The 22,011-nt window shown below is 71.3% G+C and carries 19 protein-coding genes; 5 read left to right on the top strand and 14 right to left on the bottom strand.

The annotated features are described in order from the left end of the window. Positions 1-73 precede the first annotated feature (73 nt). The 5 genes from aceE to ACFV8T_RS13425 all read right to left on the bottom strand — a co-directional run bounded on the left by aceE (position 74) and on the right by ACFV8T_RS13425 (position 8,908). Positions 74-2,743 (bottom strand): pyruvate dehydrogenase (acetyl-transferring), homodimeric type, encoded by a 2,670-nt coding sequence (aceE, locus tag ACFV8T_RS13445; RefSeq protein WP_385327130.1) that lies wholly within the window; start codon positions 2,741-2,743, stop codon positions 74-76. A 255-nt stretch (positions 2,744-2,998) separates the two neighbouring features. Then, positions 2,999-3,622: a GntR family transcriptional regulator gene (locus ACFV8T_RS13440; RefSeq protein ID WP_385327128.1), complete on the bottom strand. Its 624-nt coding sequence runs from the start codon at positions 3,620-3,622 to the stop codon at positions 2,999-3,001. A gap of 147 nt (positions 3,623-3,769) precedes the next feature. Beyond that, positions 3,770-5,572, bottom strand: coding sequence for a 2-oxoglutarate dehydrogenase, E2 component, dihydrolipoamide succinyltransferase (sucB, locus tag ACFV8T_RS13435; protein ID WP_385327126.1), 1,803 nt, complete (start codon positions 5,570-5,572; stop codon positions 3,770-3,772). Between the two features lie 62 nt (positions 5,573-5,634). After that, positions 5,635-7,023 (bottom strand): dihydrolipoyl dehydrogenase, encoded by a 1,389-nt coding sequence (gene lpdA, locus ACFV8T_RS13430; protein ID WP_385327124.1) that lies wholly within the window; start codon positions 7,021-7,023, stop codon positions 5,635-5,637. A 328-nt stretch (positions 7,024-7,351) separates the two neighbouring features. After that, positions 7,352-8,908 (bottom strand): leucyl aminopeptidase, encoded by a 1,557-nt coding sequence (locus ACFV8T_RS13425; RefSeq protein ID WP_385327123.1) that lies wholly within the window; start codon positions 8,906-8,908, stop codon positions 7,352-7,354. Positions 8,909-9,166: 258 nt separating this feature from the next. Here ACFV8T_RS13425 and ACFV8T_RS13420 point away from each other — a divergent pair, with 258 nt between their 5' ends. After that, positions 9,167-9,997, top strand: coding sequence for an endo alpha-1,4 polygalactosaminidase (locus ACFV8T_RS13420; RefSeq protein ID WP_385327121.1), 831 nt, complete (start codon positions 9,167-9,169; stop codon positions 9,995-9,997). On the opposite strand, the gene ACFV8T_RS13415 is transcribed toward ACFV8T_RS13420, so the two are convergent. Next, entirely contained in the window at positions 9,994-10,788 is a 795-nt protein-coding gene (locus ACFV8T_RS13415) for an adenosylcobinamide-GDP ribazoletransferase (RefSeq protein WP_385327119.1), read from the bottom strand. The two genes, ACFV8T_RS13420 and ACFV8T_RS13415, sit on opposite strands and share 4 nt — an antisense overlap. An 88-nt stretch (positions 10,789-10,876) precedes the next feature. On the opposite strand from ACFV8T_RS13415, the gene ACFV8T_RS13410 reads away from it, so the two are divergent. Further along, positions 10,877-11,638, top strand: coding sequence for a hypothetical protein (locus ACFV8T_RS13410; RefSeq protein ID WP_385327117.1), 762 nt, complete (start codon positions 10,877-10,879; stop codon positions 11,636-11,638). On the opposite strand, the gene ACFV8T_RS13405 is transcribed toward ACFV8T_RS13410, so the two are convergent. The 5 genes from ACFV8T_RS13405 to ACFV8T_RS13385 all read right to left on the bottom strand — a co-directional run bounded on the left by ACFV8T_RS13405 (position 11,581) and on the right by ACFV8T_RS13385 (position 17,482). Continuing rightward, positions 11,581-12,300, bottom strand: coding sequence for a hypothetical protein (locus tag ACFV8T_RS13405; RefSeq protein ID WP_385327116.1), 720 nt, complete (start codon positions 12,298-12,300; stop codon positions 11,581-11,583). The genes ACFV8T_RS13410 and ACFV8T_RS13405 overlap by 58 nt on opposite strands. Beyond that, complete coding sequence (locus ACFV8T_RS13400; protein WP_385327114.1) at positions 12,297-14,102, bottom strand: phosphatidylglycerol lysyltransferase domain-containing protein; 1,806 nt, start codon at positions 14,100-14,102, stop codon at positions 12,297-12,299. Before ACFV8T_RS13400 ends, ACFV8T_RS13405 begins: the two co-directional genes overlap by 4 nt. 88 nt (positions 14,103-14,190) lie before the next feature. After that, complete coding sequence (cobT, locus tag ACFV8T_RS13395; RefSeq protein ID WP_385327113.1) at positions 14,191-15,297, bottom strand: nicotinate-nucleotide--dimethylbenzimidazole phosphoribosyltransferase; 1,107 nt, start codon at positions 15,295-15,297, stop codon at positions 14,191-14,193. 95 nt (positions 15,298-15,392) lie between these two features. After that, the gene (locus tag ACFV8T_RS13390; protein WP_385327111.1) at positions 15,393-16,232 is read right to left on the bottom strand and encodes a class I SAM-dependent methyltransferase; all 840 of its coding nucleotides are present in this window, start codon (positions 16,230-16,232) and stop codon (positions 15,393-15,395) included. A 47-nt stretch (positions 16,233-16,279) separates the two neighbouring features. After that, a complete protein-coding gene (locus ACFV8T_RS13385) occupies positions 16,280-17,482 on the bottom strand; it encodes a bifunctional adenosylcobinamide kinase/adenosylcobinamide-phosphate guanylyltransferase (protein WP_385327109.1) in 1,203 nt (400 codons plus the stop codon). A 126-nt stretch (positions 17,483-17,608) separates the two neighbouring features. Between ACFV8T_RS13385 and ACFV8T_RS13380 the strand changes: the two genes are divergently transcribed. Beyond that, on the top strand, positions 17,609-17,818 hold the full coding sequence (locus ACFV8T_RS13380; protein ID WP_072483289.1) for a hypothetical protein: 210 nt from the start codon (positions 17,609-17,611) through the stop codon (positions 17,816-17,818). Between the two features lie 81 nt (positions 17,819-17,899). Here ACFV8T_RS13380 and ACFV8T_RS13375 read toward each other — a convergent pair whose 3' ends face one another. The 3 genes from ACFV8T_RS13375 to ACFV8T_RS13365 form a co-directional block, all read right to left on the bottom strand. Continuing rightward, positions 17,900-18,973 (bottom strand): S1C family serine protease, encoded by a 1,074-nt coding sequence (locus ACFV8T_RS13375; RefSeq protein WP_385327107.1) that lies wholly within the window; start codon positions 18,971-18,973, stop codon positions 17,900-17,902. Positions 18,974-19,070: 97 nt separating this feature from the next. Then, complete coding sequence (locus tag ACFV8T_RS13370; protein WP_385327371.1) at positions 19,071-19,805, bottom strand: class I SAM-dependent methyltransferase; 735 nt, start codon at positions 19,803-19,805, stop codon at positions 19,071-19,073. A 113-nt stretch (positions 19,806-19,918) separates the two neighbouring features. Continuing rightward, the gene (locus tag ACFV8T_RS13365) at positions 19,919-20,518 is read right to left on the bottom strand and encodes a DUF3043 domain-containing protein (RefSeq protein ID WP_385327105.1); all 600 of its coding nucleotides are present in this window, start codon (positions 20,516-20,518) and stop codon (positions 19,919-19,921) included. 297 nt (positions 20,519-20,815) lie between these two features. Here ACFV8T_RS13365 and ACFV8T_RS13360 point away from each other — a divergent pair, with 297 nt between their 5' ends. Next, a complete protein-coding gene (locus ACFV8T_RS13360) occupies positions 20,816-21,598 on the top strand; it encodes a PspA/IM30 family protein (RefSeq protein ID WP_072483677.1) in 783 nt (260 codons plus the stop codon). Positions 21,599-21,607: 9 nt separating this feature from the next. Next, positions 21,608-21,886, top strand: coding sequence for a hypothetical protein (locus ACFV8T_RS13355; protein ID WP_124718101.1), 279 nt, complete (start codon positions 21,608-21,610; stop codon positions 21,884-21,886). Positions 21,887-22,011 lie beyond the last annotated feature (125 nt).

The following is a 22,011-nucleotide window of genomic DNA, read 5'->3' as shown; positions in this document are numbered from 1 at the left end:
GATCGAGGACAAAGCCTGCGCCGGACGGGCGGGACGGGGGCCGGGGCGGGCCCGGACCCCGTCTTCCGGGCCGTCAGAGCCCGTACCGCTCCCGGGCCTCCTTGACCGCGGAGGCGGTCACCTCGCCGCGGCGGGCCAGCTGGGCCAGGGCCGCGACCGTGAGCGACTGCGCGTCGACGCCGAAGTGGCGGCGGGCCGCGTCGCGGGTGTCGGAGAGGCCGAAGCCGTCCGTGCCGAGCGAGGACCAGTCCTGCTCCACCCACTGGCTGATCTGGTCCGGCACCTGACGCATCCAGTCGCTGACCGCGACGACCGGACCCGGTGCGCCCTCCAGCGCCTGGGTCACGTACGGCACCCGCTGCTCACCCCGGAGCAGCGCCTCGTCGCACTCCAGCGCCTCGCGGCGCAGCTCGCCCCAGGAGGTGGCGGACCAGACGTCGGCCGTGACCCCCCAGTCCGCGGCCAGCAGCTCCTGCGCCTGAAGGGCCCAGTGGATCGCCGTACCGGAGGCCAGCAGCTGGACCCGCGGGGCATCGGCCGAGGCCGGGGTGCCCTCCTTGAAGCGGTACAGGCCCTTGACGATGCCCTCCTCGACGCCCTCCGGCATCGCGGGCTGCGGCTTCGGCTCGTTGTAGACCGTCAGGTAGTAGAAGACGTTCTCGGCCTCGGGGCCGTACATCCGCCGCAGACCGTCCTTGACGATCACCGCGATCTCGTACGCGAACGCCGGGTCGTAGTTGAGCGACGCCGGGTTCGTGGACGCGATCAGCTGCGAGTGGCCGTCCGCGTGCTGGAGGCCCTCGCCGGTCAGCGTCGTACGGCCCGCGGTGGCACCGACGATGAAGCCCTTGCCGAGCTGGTCGGCGAGCTGCCACATCTGGTCGCCGGTCCGCTGCCAGCCGAACATCGAGTAGAAGATGTAGAAGGGGATCATCGTCTCGCCGTGCGTCGCGTACGACGTCGAGGCGGCGATGAAGTCGGCCATGGCCCCGGCCTCGGTGATCCCCTCGTTGAGGATCTGGCCGTCCTTGGCCTCCTTGTAGTACATCAGCTGGTCGCGGTCGACCGGATCATACGTCTGGCCCAGCGGCGAGTAGATACCGGCCGACGGGAACAGCGACTCCATACCGAAGGTACGGGCCTCGTCCGGGACGATCGGAACCCAGCGCCTGCCGGTCTCCTTGTCCCGCATCAGGTCCTTGACCAGGCGCACGAAGGCCATGGTGGTGGCCATCTCCTGCTTGCCGGAGCCCTTCTTCAGCGCGGCGAACGCGCGCTCCTCGGGCTGGGGCAGCGCCACGGCGTGCGTCCGGCGGGCCGGGGCGGGACCGCCGAGGGCGGCGCGGCGCTCCTGGAGGTAACGGACCTCGGGGGAGCCGGCGCCCGGGTGGCCGTAGGGCACCAGGCCGTCGACGAAGGCGCTGTCGGGGATCGGGAGTCCGAGCAGCTCGCGCATGTCCTTGAACTCGTCGACGGACAGCTTCTTCATCTGGTGGTTGGCGTTCTTGGACTCGAAGCCCTTGCCGAGCGTGAAACCCTTCACCGTCTGGGCGAGGATCACGGTCGGCGCGCCCTTGTGCTCGACGGCGGCCTTGTACGCCGCGTACACCTTGCGGGCCTCGTGGCCGCCGCGCGAGGTGTAGAAGCACTCGGCGATCTTCGCGTCGGTGAGCAGCTTGGCCAGCTCGGCGAGCGCGGGCTCGGCGCCGAAGAAGTGCTCGCGGATGTACGCGACGTCGCGGGTGGCGTACGTCTGGAACTGCGCGTCCGGGACCTCCCGGAGCCGGCGGACCAGCGCACCGGTGGTGTCCAGCCGGAACAGCTCGTCCCAGGCGTTGCCCCAGAGCGTCTTGACGACGTTCCAGCCGGCGCCGCGGAACGCGCCCTCCAGCTCCTGGACCACGCGGAAGTTGGCGCGGACCGGGCCGTCGAGGCGCTGCAGGTTGCAGTTGATGACGAAGGTCAGGTTGTCGAGCCGCTCACGGGCCGCGAGGGCGAGGGCGGCGGTCGACTCGGGCTCGTCCATCTCGCCGTCGCCGAGAAAGGCCCAGACGTGCGAGTTCGACGTGTCCTTGATGTTGCGGTTGGCGAGGTAGCGGTTGAAGCGCGCCTGGTAGATCGCCGAGAGCGGGCCGAGGCCCATCGACACGGTGGGGAACTCCCACAGCCAGGGCAGCCGCCGCGGGTGCGGGTAGGACGGCAGACCGTCGCCGCCCGCCTCCTGGCGGAAGTTGTCGAGCTGCTGCTCGCTCAGCCGGCCGTCGAGGAAGGCGCGGGCGTAGATGCCGGGGGAGGCGTGGCCCTGGATGTAGAGCTGGTCGCCGGAGCCGTCCCCCTCCTTGCCGCGGAAGAAGTGGTTGAAGCCGGTCTCGTACAGCCAGGCCGCCGAGGCGAAGGTGGCGATGTGGCCGCCGACGCCGAACCGGGCGCCGCGGGTGACCATCGCAGCCGCGTTCCAGCGGTTCCAGGCGGTGATCCTGGACTCCATCTCCAGATCGCCGTCGAACGCGGGCTCGGCGGCGGTCGGGATGGAGTTGACGTAATCGGTCTCCAGCAGCTTGGGCAGCGCGAGACCGGCGCCCTCGGCGTGCTCGAGCGAGCGGCGCATCAGGTACGCGGCGCGGTGCGGGCCCGCGGCCTTGGTGACGGCATCCAGGGAGGCCGCCCATTCGGCGGTCTCCTCGGGGTCACGGTCCGGGAGCTGGTCGAGCTCGCTCGGAAGCTTTCCTACGGGGTCGGTCATGATCGCCGCCTTCCGGAGTGGAGGGGGGTGGAGAAGGCCCTGACTGGCAGGACAGGGCGATGGGGCCGGTGGGCCCGCGAATGAACTGTAAGGCGCCGATCGATGATCGATCAAAGGATGAAGAGCAAAACTTCTCGATATGAAGAAAGTGGCATGCGGTGCCGCGAAACGGGGCACGGAGTGACGGGATTTAGCACCTAAAAGGGGCGCCCACCCGCACAGGCGAGCGCCCCTCGCGACAGATGCGTACGGCTCTCAGGCGCGCGGCGCGCAGCCCAGCACGTGTGCCTTGACCAGTACCCCGATGTCCGGGTCCTTGCGCAGGAACGCCTCGATGAGCGCCTCGTGCTCCTCGGCGTACGACTTCTGCACCGTGCCCAGCCACCGGATCGACAGGGCGGTGAACACCTCGATGCCCAGCCCCTCCCAGGTGTGCAGCAGCACCGCGTTCCCGGCGGCCCGCACCATCTCGCGGTGGAAGCCCACGGTGTGCCGTACCTGCGCCTCGCCGTCGGCCAGCCGGTCCGCCTCGTAGAGCGCCGCCACATGCGGTGTCAGGCGCGAGCAGTCCTCGCCGAGGGACGGAGCCGCCAGCTCCGCCGCGATCTGCTCCAGACCGGCCCGCACGGGGTAGCTCTCCTCCAGATCGGCGGCGGTGAGATTGCGGACCCGTACGCCCTTGTTGGGCGCCGACTCGATCAGCCGGAGCGTCTCCAGCTCCCGCAGCGCCTCGCGCACGGGCGTCTGGCTGACCTCCAGCTCGGTGGCGATCCGGCGCTCCACGATCCGCTCACCGGGCTTCCAACGCCCGCTGACGATCCCGTCCACGATGTGCTCGCGGATCTGTTCGCGCAGCGAGTGGACGACGGGCGGGGTCATGAGGGGCTCCTTCGGGGCAAACCGGTGCTGTCCGCACCATCACGATTGCCGGGGCGACCGGTGGTGTCTAGACAATACGGCGGCGCCCCCGCCCGGAAGTGTTCCGGACGGGGGCGCCGCTGGTGAGGCTGGTTACAGCCGCGGTGCTCAGAGGCCGAGCTCGACCTCGAACTCACCGGCCTCCAGGATCGCCTTGACCGAGGTCAGGTAACGGGCGGCGTCCGCGCCGTCCACCAGACGGTGGTCGTAGGAGAGCGAGAGGTACGTCATGTCGCGCACCGCGATCGTCTCGCCGAGGTCCGGGTGGTCGATGACCACCGGGCGGCGGACCGTGGCACCGATGCCCAGGATGGCTGCCTGGTTCGGGGGCACGATGACGGTGTCGAACAGCGCACCGCGCGAGCCGGTGTTGCTGATGGTGAAGGTGGCACCGGACATGTCGTCCGGCGTCAGGCCGCCGCCGCGGGCCTTGCCGGCCAGCTCGGCGGTCTTCTTCGAGATACCGGCGATGTTCAGGTCGCCCGCACCCTTGATGACCGGGGTCATCAGACCCTTCTCGGCGTCCACGGCGATGCCGATGTTCTCCGAGTCGAAGTACGTGATGGTGCCCTCGTCCTCGTTGATCCGGGCGTTGATGACCGGGTGGGCCTTCAGCGCCTGGGCCGCCGCCTTCACGAAGAACGGCATCGGGGACAGCTTGACGCCCTCACGGGCGGCGAACGCGGCCTTCGCCTGGTTGCGCAGCTTCATCAGCTTGGTGATGTCGACCTCGACGACCGAGGTCAGCTGGGCCTGCGAGTGCAGCGCCTTCATCATGTTGTCGCCGATGACCTTGCGCATGCGGGTCATCTTGACCGTCTGACCACGCAGCGGGGAGGCCTCCAGCTTCGGCGCCTTGGAGGCGGCCGGAGCAGCGGCGGCGGGGGCCGGGGCGGCAGCGGCGGCCTTGGCGGCCTCCGCGGCGGCGACGACGTCCTGCTTGCGGATACGGCCACCGACGCCGGTGCCCTTGACCGCGCCCAGGTCGACGCCGTTCTCGGCGGCGAGCTTGCGCACCAGCGGCGTGACGTACGCGCCGTCGTCACCGGAGGGTGCGGCCGGGGCGACGGGGGTGACCGGAGCCGGGGCGGCGACCGGTGCCGGAGCGGCCGGGGCCACCGGAGCCGGAGCGGCGACCGGAGCGGCGACCGGGGCGGCGGGCGCCACCGGAGCCGGAGCCGGAGCGGGAGCGGCCGGAGCGACCGGGGCCGGAGCGGGAGCCGGGGCAGCCGGGGCCGGGGCCGGGGCGGCGGCGGGCGCCGGAGCGGCCGGGGCCGGGGCAGCGGCCGGAGCGGCACCGGCGGCACCGATGACGGCGAGCTTGGCGCCGACCTCGGCGGTCTCGTCCTCGGCGACGACGATCTCCAGCAGCACACCGGAAACCGGGGCCGGGATCTCGGTGTCGACCTTGTCCGTGGAGACCTCCAGGAGGGGCTCGTCCTCCGTGACCTCCTCGCCGACCTCCTTCAGCCAGCGGGTGACGGTGCCCTCGGTGACGCTCTCGCCGAGCGCCGGAAGGGTGACGTCGGTACCGGCGGCGCCACCGGCCGGTGCGGCGGCCGGAGCCTCGGCCGCGGGGGCCGGAGCGGCGGCGGGGGCCTCGGCGACCGGCGCCGGGGCCGGGGCGGCCGCGGGCTCGGCGGCCGGAGCCGCGGCGGCCGCGGGGGCACCCGTGCCGTCGTCGATGACGGCCAGCTCGGCGCCGACCTCGACGGTCTCGTCCTCGGCGACCTTGATGGCGGCCAGGATGCCGGCCGCGGGGGCCGGGATCTCGGTGTCGACCTTGTCGGTCGAAACCTCGAGCAACGGCTCGTCGGCCTCGACGCGCTCGCCCTCGGCCTTCAGCCAGCGGGTGACAGTTCCCTCGGTGACGCTCTCGCCGAGCGCCGGAAGGGTTACGGAAACCGACATGGTTTCAGTTGCTCCTTACGAAAGTGCGGAAGTAGGTCGGTCGTCGCGCCCGGTCGACTGGATCAGTCGTGGGAGTGCAAGGGCTTGCCGGCCAGGGCCAGGTGGGCCTCGCCGAGCGCCTCGCTCTGGGTCGGGTGGGCGTGGATGAGCTGCGCGACCTCGGCGGGCAGCGCCTCCCAGTTGTAGATCAGCTGGGCTTCGCCGACCTGCTCGCCCATACGGTCACCGACCATGTGGACGCCGACCACGGCACCGTCCTTGACCTGGACGAGCTTGATCTCGCCCGCGGTCTTGAGGATCTTGCTCTTGCCGTTGCCCGCGAGGTTGTACTTCAGAGCGACGACCTTGTCCGCGCCGTAGAGCTCCTTGGCCTTGGCCTCGGTGATGCCCACGGAGGCGACCTCGGGGTGGCAGTACGTCACCCGCGGGACACCGTCGTAGTCGATCGGAACGGTCTTCAGACCGGCCAGCCGCTCCGCCACCAGGATGCCCTCGGCGAAGCCGACGTGCGCGAGCTGGAGCGTCGGGGCCAGGTCACCGACGGCCGAGATGGTCTCCACGTTGGTCCGCATGTACTCGTCGACGAGGACGTAACCGCGGTCCATCGCGACGCCGGCCTCCTCGTAGCCCAGGCCCTGCGAGACCGGGCCGCGGCCGATGGCGACCAGCAGCACCTCGGCCTCGAAGGTCTTGCCGTCGGCGAGGGTCACGCGGACGCCGTCCTGCGTGTACTCGGCGCTCTGGAAGAACGTACCGAGGTTGAACTTGATGCCGCGCTTGCGGAAGGCGCGCTCAAGAAGCTTCGAGCTGTTCTCGTCCTCGACCGGGACGAGGTGCTTCAGGCCCTCGATGATCGTCACGTCGGTGCCGAAGGACGTCCACGCCGAGGCGAACTCGACGCCGATGACGCCGCCGCCCAGCACGATCGCGGACTTCGGGACGCGGTCCAGCTTCAGCGCGTGGTCCGACGAGATGATGCGGTTGCCGTCGATCTCCAGGCCCGGCAGCGACTTCGGCACGGAGCCGGTCGCGAGCAGCACGTGGCGGCCCTGGACGCGCTGGCCGTTCACATCCACCGAGGTGGGGGAGGAGAGCCGTCCCTCACCCTCGATGTAGGTGACCTTGCGCGAGGCGATGAGACCCTGCAGACCCTTGTACAGGCCCGAGATCACGTCGTCCTTGTACTTGTGGACGGCGTCGATGTCGATGCCCTCGAAGGTGGCCTTGACGCCGAACTGGCCGGCCTCGCGCGCCTGGTCGGCGATCTCACCGGCGTGCAGCAGGGCCTTCGTGGGGATACAGCCGTTGTGCAGGCAGGTGCCGCCGACCTTGCCCTTCTCGATCAGAGCGACGTCCAGGCCCAGCTGCGCTCCGCGCAGGGCCGCGGCGTAACCGCCGCTACCACCGCCGAGGATCACTAGGTCGAAAACGGTGCTGGCGTCGTTCGCCACGTCACGTCCTCCATGCATGTGCGCCGTACGCCGGGCCCCGTCGCTGGGGGATGACCGGCCGGTCGGCTGGTGTTCGGCCGCTTTTGTTATTCGGCCCTGTGGTGGGGGCCCTGTCCTGCCGAGAACCCATCTTCGCACTTGTCGACGGTGAGCGGGACGCGGGGCCCGGGTCTGAGACGGACGATCATCCGTCTCAGGGGGTTACCGCCGCGTAGACCCCTACTGATTTCGTCGAGAGCGAAACCGGCCGGATCCGTGCGGCGATGTCATCGGAGCAACACGTACGGCCCCGGGCCTATGCCCGGGGCCGTACGTCACGGTCGAGGCCTCAGCCGAGGTCTCCGGCGGCGGTGCGCTCGGCCAGCTTCACCAGCGTGCGGACCGCGGAACCGGTGCCGCCCTTCGGCGTGTAGCCGTACGGTGCGCCCTCGTGGAAGGCCGGACCGGCGATGTCCAGGTGCGCCCAGGCGATGCCCTCGCCCACGAACTCCTGCAGGAACAGACCGGCCACCAGGCCGCCGCCCATCCGCTCGCCCATGTTGGCGATGTCGGCGGTCGGGGAGTCCATGCCCTTGCGCAGGTCGGCGGGGAGCGGCATCGGCCAGGAGGCCTCGCCGACCTCCTCGGCGATCTCGTGGATGGAGGTACGGAAGGCGTCGTCGTTCGCCATGATGCCGAAGGTGCGGTTGCCCAGCGCCAGCACCATAGCGCCGGTCAGGGTCGCCACGTCGACGATCGCGTCCGGGTTCTCCTCGGAAGCACGGGTCAGCGCGTCGGCGAGGACGAGCCGGCCCTCGGCGTCCGTGTTGAGGACCTCGACGGTCTTGCCGCTGTACATGCGCAGCACGTCACCGGGGCGGGTGGCGTTGCCCGACGGCATGTTCTCGGCGAGCGCCAGCCAGCCGGTGACGTTGACCTGGAGACCGAGGCGGGAGGCCGCGACGACGGTCGCGAACACGGCGGCGGCGCCGCTCATGTCGCACTTCATCGTCTCGTTGTGGCCGGCCGGCTTCAGCGAGATGCCGCCCGAGTCGTAGGTGATGCCCTTGCCGACCAGGGCCAGGGTCTTCTCCGCCTTCGGGTGCGTGTAGGCGAGCTTCACCAGACGCGGGCCGTGGGTCGAGCCCTGGCCGACGCCCAGCAGACCGCCGAAGCCGCCCTTGACGAGCGCCTTCTCGTCCAGGACCTGCACCTTGATGCCGTGCTCCTTGCCCGCGGCGGTGGCCACGGCGGCGAAGGACTCGGGGTACAGGTCGTTCGGCGGGGTGTTGATCAGGTCGCGGGCGCGGTTGATCTCCTCGGCCACCGCGACGGCGCGCTCGGCGGCCGCCTTGAACGCCTTGTCGCGCGGCTTGGCGCCGAGCAGGGCGACCTCGCCGAGCGGGAGCTTCGCGCCGTTGCCGTTCTTCTTGCCCTTGGGGGCGAGCTTGTCCTCGCCGCCCTGGTACGCGGTGAAGGCGTACGCGCCCAGGAGCGCGCCCTCGGCGACCGCCTCGGCGTCCTCGGCGGACGCGAGGGGCAGCGCGAAGCCGGCCTTCTTCGAGCCGGTCAGGGCACGGGCGGCCGAGCCCGCGGCCCGGCGCAGCGCCTCGGTGTCGTACGCCTCGTCCTTCTCCGGTACGGAGCCGAGCCCGACCGCGATGACGACCGGGACCTTGAGGCCGTCGGGTGCGGGGAGCTTGGTCACCTCGCCCTCGGCACCCGCGGCGCCCAGGGCCTTCAGGACGGTGGCGAGCTTTCCGTCGAACGCCTTGTCCACGGCCTCGGCGCCCGGTGCGAGGACCAGGTCCCCAGACTTGGATCCAGCGCCCTTGGCGACGCCGACGACGAGTGCGTCGGCGCGCAGCGTCGCCGCACCGGCAGTGCTGAGAGTGAGAGCAGTCACGGTGGTGAAATCTCGCTTCCGTTGAGTTCGTTGTCGGTCGAGGGGTGGGCCGACCGTGCCCGGCGCATCGTAGACGCCGCCGCAATGCGCCGGGAATGAGCCTACGCGCGCCATTGCTGCGGGATCACGGCGGCGGGCCGTCGGTGGCCCGATGTGGAGCCCCGGCCGCGGTCCCCGGCGTCCGGTCCGGGGCCCGTGAAGCGGGAACCGGTCGTGGACGTAGGGTCGTTGGCGGTGCCGGAACGACAGGGGAGAACCATGCACGCCCGTGGGGCCGCACACGGGACGGGAAGCGGCCGGTCGCTGCCCGTCGCCGTACTGATTCTGCTGACCCTGCTGGCCGGCTGCACGTCGGCGCCGGAACCCGCCGGGAAGGACCGCTGGCGGCCGGAGCCGGGCATCGGCTGGCAGTGGCAGCTCTCGGGCCGGCTGGACCCGACGGTGGACGTCCCGGTGTACGACATCGACGGCTTCGACCACAAGGCCTCGGCGGTCGACGATCTGCACCGCCGGGGCCGCAAGGTGATCTGCTACCTCTCCACCGGCGCCTGGGAGGACTTCCGCCCGGACGCCGGGAAGTTCCCTACGTCGGTACGGGGCAAGGGCAACGGCTGGGAGGGGGAGCGCTGGCTCGACATCCGCCGTACGGACGTCCTCGAACCGCTGATGGAGCGGCGGATCGAGATGTGCGCGGAGAAGGGCTTCGACGCGGTGGAGCCCGACAACATGGACGGCTACCGCAACCGCACCGGCTTCCCGCTGACCGCCGCCGACCAGGTGCGCTACAACCGGCTCATCGCCCGGATCGCCCACCGCCACGGACTCGCCGTCGGCCTGAAGAACGACCTCGGGCAGATCCCGGAGCTGGAGCCGGACTTCGACTTCGCGGTCAACGAGCAGTGCGCGCAGTACGAGGAGTGCGGGAAGCTCACCCCGTTCGTGAAGGCGGGCAAGACCGTCTTCCACGTCGAGTACGAGCTGCCCGTCAGCCGGTTCTGCGCCGGGTCGCGGCGGCTGGGGCTCAGCTCGCTGCTGAAGAAGTACGAACTGGGCGTGTGGCGCCAGGAGTGCCCGAAGGCCCGCGCCTAAAGGACCGGCGCCTGACCGAACGTCAGGACCACCAGGGCCGTCGTCGCCGCCGTCTCCGCCAGCGCGCCGAAGACATCGCCGGTCACCCCGCCGAAGCGCCGCACGCAGTGCCGCAGCAGCAGGTGGGCGACACCGAGCGCGGCCACCGCGGCCAGCGCGTGGCGCAGCGTTTCGTAGCCGCCGAGGAGCGCACCGGCCCCCGCGCAGCCCGCGACCACCACGGCCCCGACCGCCACCGCGCCCCGGACCGTGACCGTGCCCGCCACCGCCGCGCCCAGCCCCTCCGGGCGGGCCGGCGGCACGCCCCGGCGGGAAGCCAGGGTGAGCGCGAGCCGGGCGGTGACCGCGGCGACGGCCGCCGCCACCGCACCGTACGCCCAGCCCTGCCCGTACAGCTGATGGAGCGCCGCGACCTGGGCCAGCAGCACGAACAGCAGGGTGATCACACCGAATGGCCCAATGTCCGACTGCTTCATGATCCGCAGGGCGTCGTCGGCGGGCTTGCCGCTGCCCAGGCCGTCGGCGGTGTCCGCGAGACCGTCCAGATGCAGACCCCGGGTCAGCACGGCGGGAACGGCGGCCGAGGCGACCGCTGCGAGCAGCGGCCCCGAGCCGAGCAGCAGCAACAGGCCGCCGGGCACCGCCGCGAGCAGGCCCACGACGAGGCCGGCGAGCGGTGCGCACAGCATCCCGGCGCGGGCGGTCTCGCGGTCCCAGCGGGTGACGCGGACGGGGAGCACGGTCAGGGTGCCGAAGGCGAAGCGGATGCCGTGGCTGTTCAGGGAGGTCACGGCGCGCAGGCTAATCGGTACGCCCGGCGGATAGATTGCTCGGAACGCAACAGACCATGACAGAAGCGGCTTATCGGGAGTGGGTGGCATGGGTCACTGGTTCGATCGGAACATCGTCGAGCCGGGAAAGCTGCCGCTGCTCCTCGCCCTGGCCGCCTTCGTGCTCACCTTCGCGATCACCCGGGTCATCACCCGGATGATCCGGGCGGGCAAGGGCCCGTTCCGCAACATCACACCCGGCGGAATGCACATCCACCACGTGGTCCCCGGCGTCGTGCTGAGCGTCGTCGGCGGCTTCGGCGCGGTCGCCAGCGGACGGCAGGGCCTCACCGCGGGGATCTGTGCCGTGGTCTTCGGCACGGGCGCGGGGCTGGTACTGGACGAATTCGCCCTGATCCTCCATCTCGACGACGTGTACTGGACCGAGGAGGGCCGCCAGAGCGTGGAGGTGGTGGTCCTCACCGCGGCGCTGGTGCTGCTGGTGCTGGCCGGATTCTCACCGTTCGGCGTGAACGAGCTGAGCAGCGACGAGCAGCAGAGCAGACTCGGCGTGATCCTGACCCTGGTCGTCAACTTCTGCTTCGTACTGATCGCCCTCTTCAAGGGCAAGGCGCGGCTCGCGGTCGTCGGCACGCTCGTCCCGTTCGTCGCGCTGATCGGGGCGATCCGGCTGGCCCGGCCGACGTCTATGTGGGCGAAGCGCTTCTACCGCAACCGTCACCGGGCCCGCGCCCGGTCGGTGCTGCGCGCCTACCACCACGACGTGCGCTGGGTGGGCCCGCGGCGCAGATTTCAGGATCTGATCGGCGGCGCACCGGACCGGGTGCCGCTCCGCGGACGCAAGTCCTGATCCTGGCGCCGGTGCCGACGGGTCGTGCGGACGCACAGCACGAGGATCGCGCCGATCGCCACCAGGTGCTCCTTGCCCGCCAGATTGTTCTTCAGGACCACCTCGACCACCATCGCCGCGATCACCAGCGCCCCGGTGAAGCGGGCCCGGTAGACGTAGCAGACATAGACGGCGAGGCCGACCACCGCCGCGGACGGGCCGGTGTCGACGACCCGGGCGTCCGAGACCGGCAGCCCGAACAGCACGTCCGGGCCGAGCGCGACACCGATGCGCGCGTACAGCGTCCCGGCCAGCGTCGCCACGTACGCGATCAGCAGCGTGCGCCACCGGCCCAGGCAGATCTCGGCGGTCCCGAACACCATCAGGATCTGCACCAGCGCCCCCCAGACCGGCAGATCCAGCGCCGGCACGAACAGCGACAACGGCGTACGCAGCAGGGCCGCCCACAACGGGTCCTCGGCCCGCACCGCCCCCAGGCCGTGCACCACCCCGAAGCCCCACGACCGGTTCTGCACCACTTGGAGCAGCGCCGTCAGGCAGACCGCGGCGACCGTCATCGCAATCGCCCGCAGCCGTGCGACGGCGAGCATTTCGCGTACGGTCCTCAGCAGTGGACCCCACTCGTGGCGAGCTGCCCCGCACAGCGCGCGCACCGGTCTCATCCATCGGTCCCGAGGTGCGAGCGGTGCAGCCACTTGGGCAGACCGGGCGCCTCCAGGAACCCTTCGGCGCGACCCGCCGCGACGCCGATGCGCAGCAGGTCCGAGCTCTTCTCGAACAGCATGAAACGTGGCTCCCAGATCGGTCGGTACTTCGCGTTGGCGCGGTACAGCGATTCGATCTGCCACCAGCGCGAGAAGAAACTGAGCATCGAACGCCACAGCCTCAGCACCGGTCCGGCACCGAGTCGTGAACCCCGCTCGAAGACGGACCTGAACATCGCGAAGTTCAGTGAGACCTGGGTGATCCCGATCTCCTCGGCGCGCTGGAGGAGCTCGATGACCATGAACTCCATCAGCCCGTTCTCGGCATCCCGGTCACGGCGCATCAGGTCCAGCGAGAGGCCGTTCGGCCCCCACGGGACGAAGCTCAGCACGGCGCGCAACTCGCCCCGCGCGCCGCCCTCCTCGGCCGGGGCGTCACGGCATTCGAGCATCACGCACTGCCCGTCGGCCGGATCGCCGAGCCGGCCGAGCGCCATCGAGAAGCCGCGTTCGGTCGCCCCGTCGCGCCAGTCGTCGGCGCGCCGCACCAGTTCGGCCATCTCCTCCTCGGGGATGTCCGCATGGCGGCGGACGGTCACCTCGTACCCGGCGCGCCTGACCCGGTTGTACGCCTGGCGGACGGTCCGCATCGCCCGCCCCTCCAGGGTGAACTCGGCGGTCTCCACGATCGCTTCGTCGCCCAGCTCCAGGGCGTCCAGGCCGTGCCGCGCGTAGACGGTGCCGCCCTCCTCGCTCACCCCCATCACCGCCGGGATCCAGCCGTGCTCGCGGGCCTCGGCCAGCCACGGATCGATCGCCCCGGGCCAGGCCTCCAGGTCGCCGATGGGGTCACCGGAGGCGAGCGAGACCCCGCCCACCACCCGGTAGGTGACGGCGGCCTTCCCGGTGGGGGACCAGATGACGCTCTTCTCCCGGCGCAGCGAGAAGTAGCCGAGCGAGTCGCGCTCGCCGTGCTTCTCCAGCAGCGCCCGGAGCCGGGCCTCGTCCTCGGGGGTGATCGGGTCGACGGCCCGGCGGGCCCGGAACGCCGCGTACACGACGGCGATCAGCAGCAGCGTGGAGAGCACGTTGATGGTGACGTTGACCCAGCCCGGGGTGGTGATCCCGGGGAAGGCCGCGTCGTTGTCGGCGACCGAGACCAGCCGCAGCGCCCCGTAGCGCCAGCGGTCCAGGAAGGGCGCGCGGTAGCCGTGGGGTGCGGTGTTGGTGAGGGTGACCAGGCCCGCGGCGATCAGCGAGGTGACCAGCAGCCCGCCGACCGCGACGACGGCGGCCAGCTTCGGGTTGGACCGGTCGCCCTTCGCGTAGAACTCGCGCCGCCCGAGGATCAGCGCCAGGACGAAGGCGGCGGTCAGCGCCAGTGAGATCCAGTTCTGCGGATACCGCCGGACCTCCGGGAACCCGATCACCAGGGCGAAGAGCAGCAGCAGCAAGCCGCTCACCACCATGTTCACGATCCAGGCGGCCCGCTTGCGGCGGCGCATGGTGACCGCCAGGAAGAGCGCGACCACCCCGGAGGAGAAGCCCGCGGTGAGCAGATAGGGAGTGAAGTAGTTCTCGGTGTTGTGGCGGCGCAGATCATTGCCGAGAGTGACCCAGACAGCGCTCAGGAAATTGATGAACGACACGACGCGCAGGTACCAGATGGCGAATGCCGCGCTGCGCCGTGACCGGGCGGTGCTCGGTGACCGGACGCTGTCCCGCCCGGATTCCTCGGTGGACAATCGGACCTCTCCCATGAAAAGCGATCATATGGTGCATCGCACTGCATGAGGGACTGCGCTGCGGCCGGTGTTCAACGGCCGCAGCACCGCCGGTCCGTGAGCCTCAGGTCGCGTCGCCGTAGGCGGCGCCTGCCTCGGCTCCCTCGTCGGCGCCGTCCTTCTCCTCGGCGACGGGGTCGCGTTCGGGCAGCTCGGCCGCCAGTGCGGCAGCGGCCCGGACAAGCGGGAGTGCGAGCAATGCCCCGCTTCCTTCCCCCACGATGACGCCGTGGTCCAGCAATGGGTTGAGCGCCATCCGGTCCAGCGCCTTGGCCTGCGCCGGCTCACCGCTCGCCTGGCCCGCCAGCCACCAGTCCGGCGCCCGGAAGGCCGCCCGCTGACCCACCAGCGCACAGGCCGCGGAGACCACGCCGTCCAGGATCACCGGCAGCCTGCGCACCGCGCACTGGAGCAGGAACCCGGTCGTCGCCGCCAGATCCGCACCGCCCACCGTGGCCAGCAGCTCCAGCTGATCACCGAGGACCGGCCGGGCCCGCCGCAGCGCGTCCCGGATCGCCGCACACTTGCGCATCCACGCCAGATCGTCGATCCCCGCGCCGCCGCGCCCGGTGACCACCGAGGCGTCCGTACCGCACAGAGCCGCGATCAGCGTGGCCGCGGCCGTCGTCCCGCCCACGCTCAGATCGCCGAGCACCACCAGATCGGTGCCCGAATCGGCCTCCTCGTCGGCGATGGCCATGCCGAGCCGTACCGCCTGCTCGGCCTCCTCGGCCGTCAGCGCGTCCTCGATGTCGATCCGGCCGCTGCCGCGCCGCACCCGATGGCGTACCACCGACTCGGGCAGCAGTTCCGGATCGCAGTCCAGGCCGGCGTCGACGATCCGGACCGGTACGGAGAACTGCCGGGCCAGCACCGCGAGCGGCGTCGCGCCGTCCAGTGTGGCCCGCACCAGCTCGTGGGCGGTCCCGGCCGCGCGCCCGGAGACACCCAGCTCGGCCACCCCGTGATCACCGGCGAAGAGCACCACGCGCGGCTGCTCGATCGCCTTGACCGGTACGGACTGCTGCGCGGCCGAGAGCCATTCGCCCAGCTCGTCCAGGCGGCCGAGGGAGCCGACGGGAACGATCATGCGCTCCCGGCGTTCCTCGGCGTCGCGCCGTACGCCGCCGTCGGGGCGTTCGATCAGGTCGGAGAAGTCGTCCAGATTCACGGGGGTCTGCCTCGCGGGTCGATGCGTCGAGTGGGCCGGTGAGCCCGGCGGCGGGCTCACTGCGGAACAGTACCCGCCGCATTTCTGACGCCCGGTCAGTGCGAGGTCCTTCCACCGAACCGCAGCTGCGTCATCGCGGGCGTCAGGGTCCGCAGCCCCGGGAGCAGCGACTGGATCCGGATCAGCTCGCCCATCGCGCCCCGCCCCCGCGGCAGCCGCAGCGCGCGCACCTCGGTGATCGCCTGATGTGCACCGCGCAGCTTGGGCCGCTCGCCGGGATTCATGGCCCAGCGCATCGGCGGAATGGTCATCGTGCCGACTTTCGACGTGCCGGCCACCGTGCCCCTGGCGGGCCGGCGCGCCATCGTGTCCAGGACCAGGACACCGCCGGGCAGCCGTTCGGCGCAGGCCGCCAGGATCTCCCGGACCTCCGCGGGGCGCAGATACATCAGCAGCCCCTGGGCCGTGACGACGACGCCGCGGCCCTGCGGGTCGTCGATCTCGTCCAGCCAGGAGAGATCGGTCGCCGACCGCGACAGCGTGCGCAGCCGGTCCGAGCCGGGCAGCAGCGTCCGGCGCAGCTCGGCGACCTCCGGCAGATCCACGCTCAGCCAGTTCAGCAGGCCGTTGTCGACCCGCCAGAAGCCGGTCTCCAGACCGTCGCCGAGCGCGACCACGGTGGCCCGCGGCCGGTCGGCGAGATACTCCTGCACGGCCAGGTCGAAGCAGCGTGAGCGCAGTCCCTGGGCCTGCGAGTGGAACGGATTCGGCCGCCCGAACCGCTCCTCGAAGGGGTAGTCCAGATCCTTCAGCAGCCGCAGCGCCACCGGATCGTCCAGCACCGGATAGGGCCGGCCCGCCTCGTACGCCCGGTTGTAGAGCGTCCACAGCAGGGTCTCCGGAACCCCGCTCAGCATCGGTTGCATACGTGCCATGCCCGCTCCTCCTGTTCCTTCCGTGCCCATCTCGGCCCTGCCTCCGGTCAGCCGCGCAGGGTCAGCACCTGCCCGGCCACCACCAGCAGCACCTGTTCGCACTCGTCGGCGAACGCGGCGTTCAGCCGGCCCAGCTCGTCCCGGAAGCGCCGCCCGGCAGCGGTCGCGGGCACCACGCCCGAGCCGGTCTCGTTGGTGACGGCGACGACCGTACGACGCGTGCCGCGCACCGCCGCGACCAGCTCGGCGGTCCGCTCCCGCAGGGCGCCCTCGCCGCCGCCCGCCCATGCCGCGTCGTCCCAGGCCGCCACCCGGTCCATCGCGTCGGTCAGCCACAGCGACAGGCAGTCGATCAGCAGCGGAGGCCCGTCCGACTCCAGCAGCTCCACGAGCTCACAGGTCTCCTCGGTGCGCCAGGCGGCCGGTCTGCGGTCCCGGTGCAGGCCGATCCGGGCCGCCCATTCGGTGTCCCCCTCCCTGCCGCCACCGGTCGCCACGTACACCACCTCGGGGAACGTCTCCAGGCGCCGCTCGGCCTCCACCGACTTGCCCGACCTGGCCCCGCCCGTCACCAGCGTGCGCCGCGGCATCTCCGGGGCCGTGCGGTACTCGCCCACCACCAGCGTCGTCCCGTCCGGCACGGCCCGCGCGCCGGCCGCCGCGAGCCGCCGGTCCAGCTCGGCGCCGGGCGGCGCGTCATGGTCCAGATGGACGGCCACGATCTCGGTGGCCGGGCCGATCGCCGCCACGGCCCGCAGCCGTGCCACCGCGTCCGGCCGCCCCACCACATCGCCGACCACCATGTCGTACGGCTCCGCGATCCGGTCCGCGAGACCGGCGGGGGCGGCCCCCGGCGGCATGTACAGCAGCCGCGAGCCCTCCGGTCCCGTGACCTCGTACCCCGTCCCCGGAGCGTCCATCGGCACCGCCCGCACCCGGTGCCCGCTGATCAGCGTCAGCACCCGCCCGTCCGGCACCCGTCCCGCCGGGGGCAGCCCCGCGGGCAGCTCCACGGCGGGCCCGTCGTGCGGATGGGTGAGCAGCACCTGCCGTACCCCGGTGAGCGAGTGCCCCGCACGGGCCGCGGCGAACACGGCCCCGGGGGTGAGATCGAGCAGCAGCGCGTCGTCGACCAGCAGCGCGGTCGACGCCCGCGAGCGCGCCCCGCGGGCGGCGGCGCAGGCGGCGCAGGGACATTCGGGCCGCGGCAGCCCGTCGGGGGCTCCGGTGCCGAGCAGAGTCAGTTCCACGTTCCGATCCTCCCGCGTCCGTGCAACCGGTGCGCGACTTGGGGGCGTCCGGACGGGTCCGGGGCCGGTCCCCGCACCGGACTCAGGCACTAGGCTGCGGGCAGCAAAGTGACCCAGGAGGCGGACATGGCGTGGACGTGGCGGTTCGAGAAGTCCGACGGTACGGAGACGGAGCCGGCCCTGCAGCCGGAGGAATTCACCACCCAGGGCGACGCGGAGTCCTGGATCGGTGAGTACTGGAAGGAACTCCTCGACGGCGGGGCGGACCAGGTGACGCTCTTCGACGACTCGACGAAGATCTACGGCCCCATGAGCCTCCAGGCGGACCAGGGCTGATCCGCCCCTCGCGCGGGGCCCCGCCGCCGTACGGGCATGGAGACAGGCCCGTACGGCGGCGCCTCGCGCGACGCGGGGGCACTAGATCTCGCCCAGGGTGACCTTCGCCTTTTTCTCCGCACCGTTGCGCAGATAGGTCACCTCGACCTTCTGGCCCGGTTTGTCCGAGGCCAGCGCCTCCGACAGGGCGGTGATCGTCGGGGTCGGCTGACCGTCGATCCCGGTGATGATGTCGCCGGCCCGCAGCCCCGCCTTCTCCGCGGCGCCGTCCTTGGTCACGCTGACCAGTGCCACCCCGGCCGGCTGGTAGTTGTCGTCGACGACGGTGCGTCCGGTGATGTTCAGGGCCGCCCGGCCCGAGTCGGTGACCTTGCCGCTCTTGATGATCTGATCGGCGACCGTCTTCACCATCGACACGGGGATCGCGAATCCGATCCCCGGCGCCGCGCTGCCGCCCAGCTCCGGGTCCGTCGCCGCCAGGGTCGGGATGCCGATCACCTCGCTGTCCAGATTGACCAGCGCGCCCCCGCTGTTGCCCGGGTTGATCGCGGCCGAGGTCTGCACCATGTTCGCGATCGTCGCGCCGGTGCCGCCGCCCGCGCGGCTCTCGCTGACGGTCCGGCCGAGCGCCGAGACGATGCCCTGGGTGACGCTGGAGGACAGGCCGAGCGGCGAGCCCATCGCCAGGACGATCTGCCCCACCTCGACCTTCTCCGAGTTGCCGAACTTCGCGGGCTTCAGACCGGCCGGCACGCTGTCGAGCTTGATGACGGCCAGATCCTGTTCCGGATAGGTGGCCACCAGCCTGGCGCCCTTGACCTTCTCGCCGGTGGCGACGGTGACCTTGAACGTCCTGTCGTTGCCGACCACATGGGCATTGGTGACGATATGGCCCTTGGTGTCGTAGACGATGCCGGAGCCCAGGCCCTCGGAGGTCTCGATCTGCACCACCGACGGCAGCACGTTCTTGATCACGGCCTGGTAGTCGCTCTGCAGGTCACCGGCGGTCCGGGTGGCGGAGGCCGACCTGCTGGGTTCGGCCGTCGGAGAATTGGAGGCCGCGTCCGAGCAGCCGCTCACCAGGGCGAGCGCACAGACACCTGCGATCAGGGGCAGCAGCCGGCGGGCACGGCCGCGGGAGTGGGAAGCATCCATGTCCGGATTATCACTTTTTGTGCCACCCTCGGCCTGTCGGGTTCGGCCGGGCGGGGCGCGCCGCCGGACTGTCCCGGCGACCCGCTCCCGCGTCCGCTCAGCCCCGTACTCCGCACAGATGCAGCAGCGCGGCCACCCGGCGGTAGGGATCCGTCCGCCCGGCACGGTCCTCCGCTGCCAGCACCTGCTCCAGTTCGGCGGCGGCCGGCAGCTCCACGTCGTTGCTCACGTTGTCCGTGAAGACGCGCACCCCGTACCAGGCGTGCAGGGGCGCCGCGATCCCGGCGAGCGTGGACGTCAGGGCGTCCAGCCGGTCGGCCCGCACCGTGAGGCCCAGCCGGTTGGTGTACGTGTCCGTGTCGAAGGCGGTCAGCGCCGCGCTCCAGTCCCCGGCGGTCCCGGGGCGCATCGCCAGCGCGTCCGCGTTCCGTACGAGCAGCGACAGCAGCCCGCCCGGGGCCAGCATCCGGGCCAGGCCCGCCAGCATCGCGTCCGGCTCCCGGACGTACATCAGTACGCCGTGACAGAGCACCACGTCGAAACTGCCGGGCAGGAAGTGCACCCCGGTGTCCAGGCCGTTGCCCTCGATCAGCCGGACCCGCTCGCGGATGCCCGCGGGTTCGCTGCCGAGCGCCTCCTTGGCCACCCGCAGCATCTCGGCATCGGACTCCAGGCCGGTCACCGTGTGACCGGCCCGTGCCAGGCGGAGCGCCTGGGTGCCCTGGCCCATGCCCACGTCGAGTACACGCAGCCGCTGCCCGACCGGGAAGCGCGCCGCTATCTGCTCGTCGAGCTGCCGGGCCACCAGCTCCTGGCGGACGGTGTTGCGCAGCCCGCCGAGCCCCTTCAGCCATACCGAGGAGGCTCCGGAGAATCCGGCGACGGGAACGGGATCGTCCGGCCGACCGGCGGACGGACCGCCGGTCGAGCCGGAGACATGCGTACTCAGGGTCGCTCTCCACGCTTGACCTGCGGCTTCGGCAGCCGGAGGCGACGCATCTGAAGCGTGCGCATCAGGCCGTAGGCGACCGCGCCACGCTTGGGCGTATCGGGGAAGCGCGCGTTGAGCTGCTTCTTCAGGCGCAACGCGAGGCCGATCGAGTCGATCACGATCAGCACGATCACGACGAGCCAGAGCAGCAGCGAGATGTTCTGGATGTTCTGCACCTGGATCACGCTGAGGATCAGAATGATCACGGCGAGCGGCAGGAAGAACTCCGCGATGCAGAAACGCGAGTCCACGTAGTCGCGGACGAAGCGCCGCACCGGGCCCTTGTCGCGAGCCGGCAGATAGCGCTCGTCGCCACTGGCGAGCGCCTCACGCTGCTTGGCCATGTCCACACGGCGCGCTTCGCGCTGCCGCTTCATGGCCTCCTTGCGGTCGAGCGGCGCGCCACTGGAGGCACGACGGCGCTGCGACTGGGCATCGCTGCGCTTGGGGGTGGGGCGACCTTTGGGGGCCTGCGGGTCGCGGGGCTGCGTGGAGAGGTCCGCCGTCACCTTGCCGGTGGGCGCCTTCTCTTCCTTCGAACGGCTACGGAACACAAGGCCCAAGGGTACGGGTTCGATCGCCCCGACCCCAGGCCGGTCGGGAACGATCCGGCAACGGCCTGCGTCCTCGCCGGTGTACCGGCCCGTCCGGTACCTTCGGCGGCACCGGGTCTCCCTGACCTCCGCCTACTCCTTGGGCCGGAGTGGTGACCCGGTGCAGTCGTCCTTGGGTAGGAGCACATCCGTGCTCGAACAGTGCGGTAATAGAGGCAGGGCCCGTACTGTGGGTTCTGTTGGAGTGCTGGAGCTCAGTCCGTCAGAAGGGGGCGCGCGAAGCCCATGAGCGGTGTCATGAAGCGTATGGGGATGATCTTCCGCGCGAAGGCAAACAAGGCCCTTGACCGGGCCGAGGATCCGCGCGAGACCCTCGATTACTCGTACCAGAAGCAGCTCGAACTGCTTCAGAAGGTACGTCGCGGTGTCGCCGATGTGGCGACCTCGCGCAAGCGGCTGGAGCTGCAGCTGAACCAGCTGCAGGGACAGTCGTCCAAGCTGGAGGACCAGGGCCGCAAGGCACTCGCGCTCGGCCGCGAGGACCTGGCCCGCGAGGCGCTGTCCCGGCGCGCCGCACTCCAGCAGCAGGTCACCGACCTGGAGACGCAGCACACCACGCTGCAGGGCGAGGAGGAGAAGCTCACTCTCGCGGCTCAGCGGCTGCAGGCCAAGGTCGATGCCTTCCGCACGAAGAAGGAGACCATCAAGGCCACCTACACCGCCGCCCAGGCGCAGACCCGGATCGGCGAGGCCTTCTCCGGCATCTCCGAGGAGATGGGCGATGTCGGCCTGGCGATCCAGCGGGCCGAGGACAAGACCCAGCAGCTGCAGGCCCGAGCCGGCGCGATCGACGAGCTGCTCGCGTCCGGAGCCCTGGACGACCCGACCGGTACGGCGAAGGACGACATCGCCGCCGAGCTGGACCGGATCTCCGGTGGTACGGATGTGGAGCTGGAGCTGCAGCGCATGAAGGCCGAGCTGGCCGGCGGCTCCACCCCGCAGCAGGCGATCGAGGGCGGCCCGCAGGACGCCGCCCAGCAGCAGTCGTCGCAGTCCCCGCACAGGTTCGACAAGAGTTGAGGCGGCGTCATGATCGTACGGATCATGGGGGAGGGCCAGGTCGCACTGGCCGACAGCCATCTCGCCGAGCTCGACGGGCTCGACGACGAACTGCTCGCCGAGATGGAGAGCGGTGACGGACCGGGCTTCCGTGCCACTCTCCACGCGCTCCTGGCGAGGGTGCGCGAGCTCGGCACAGCGTTGCCGGACGACTCCCTGGAGCCGTCCGAGCTGATCCTGCCGTCGTCCGACGCGACCCTCGAAGAGGTGCGCGCCATGCTCCGCGACGACGGTCTGATTCCCGGCTGACGCCGGTCGTCTCTCCAGCACCCGCACGAACCCGTGCCCCGTGTCCGGTCCGCCGGACGCGGGGCACGGGCGTGTCAGGGCCTGCCGTTCGGATCGTGCAGGGCTCGCGGGGCCCGGCCCGCCGT

The sequence above is a fragment of the Streptomyces sp. NPDC059832 genome (genome assembly GCF_042731715.1).
In the GTDB taxonomy this organism is placed as follows: domain Bacteria; phylum Actinomycetota; class Actinomycetes; order Streptomycetales; family Streptomycetaceae; genus Streptomyces.
The sequence above is the reverse complement of the archived record's forward strand: the minus strand, read 5'-3'. Positions and strand labels throughout refer to the sequence as shown.

Excerpts from the sequence above, each read along its gene's own strand:
- sucB (WP_385327126.1), bottom strand. The coding sequence starts at position 5,572 with ATGTCGGTTTCCGTAACCCTTCCGGCGCTCGGCGAGAGCGTCACCGAG.
- ACFV8T_RS13375 (WP_385327107.1), bottom strand. The coding sequence starts at position 18,973 with ATGGATGCTTCCCACTCCCGCGGCCGTGCCCGCCGGCTGCTGCCCCTG.
- ACFV8T_RS13380 (WP_072483289.1), top strand. The coding sequence starts at position 17,609 with ATGGCGTGGACGTGGCGGTTCGAGAAGTCCGACGGTACGGAGACGGAG.
- ACFV8T_RS13405 (WP_385327116.1), bottom strand. The coding sequence starts at position 12,300 with ATGAGACCGGTGCGCGCGCTGTGCGGGGCAGCTCGCCACGAGTGGGGT.
- ACFV8T_RS13360 (WP_072483677.1), top strand. The coding sequence starts at position 20,816 with ATGAAGCGTATGGGGATGATCTTCCGCGCGAAGGCAAACAAGGCCCTT.
- ACFV8T_RS13355 (WP_124718101.1), top strand. The coding sequence starts at position 21,608 with ATGATCGTACGGATCATGGGGGAGGGCCAGGTCGCACTGGCCGACAGC.
- ACFV8T_RS13390 (WP_385327111.1), bottom strand. The coding sequence starts at position 16,232 with ATGGCACGTATGCAACCGATGCTGAGCGGGGTTCCGGAGACCCTGCTG.
- aceE (WP_385327130.1), bottom strand. The coding sequence starts at position 2,743 with ATGACCGACCCCGTAGGAAAGCTTCCGAGCGAGCTCGACCAGCTCCCG.
- ACFV8T_RS13440 (WP_385327128.1), bottom strand. The coding sequence starts at position 3,622 with ATGACCCCGCCCGTCGTCCACTCGCTGCGCGAACAGATCCGCGAGCAC.
- ACFV8T_RS13400 (WP_385327114.1), bottom strand. The coding sequence starts at position 14,102 with ATGGGAGAGGTCCGATTGTCCACCGAGGAATCCGGGCGGGACAGCGTC.
- ACFV8T_RS13420 (WP_385327121.1), top strand. The coding sequence starts at position 9,167 with ATGCACGCCCGTGGGGCCGCACACGGGACGGGAAGCGGCCGGTCGCTG.
- ACFV8T_RS13410 (WP_385327117.1), top strand. The coding sequence starts at position 10,877 with ATGGGTCACTGGTTCGATCGGAACATCGTCGAGCCGGGAAAGCTGCCG.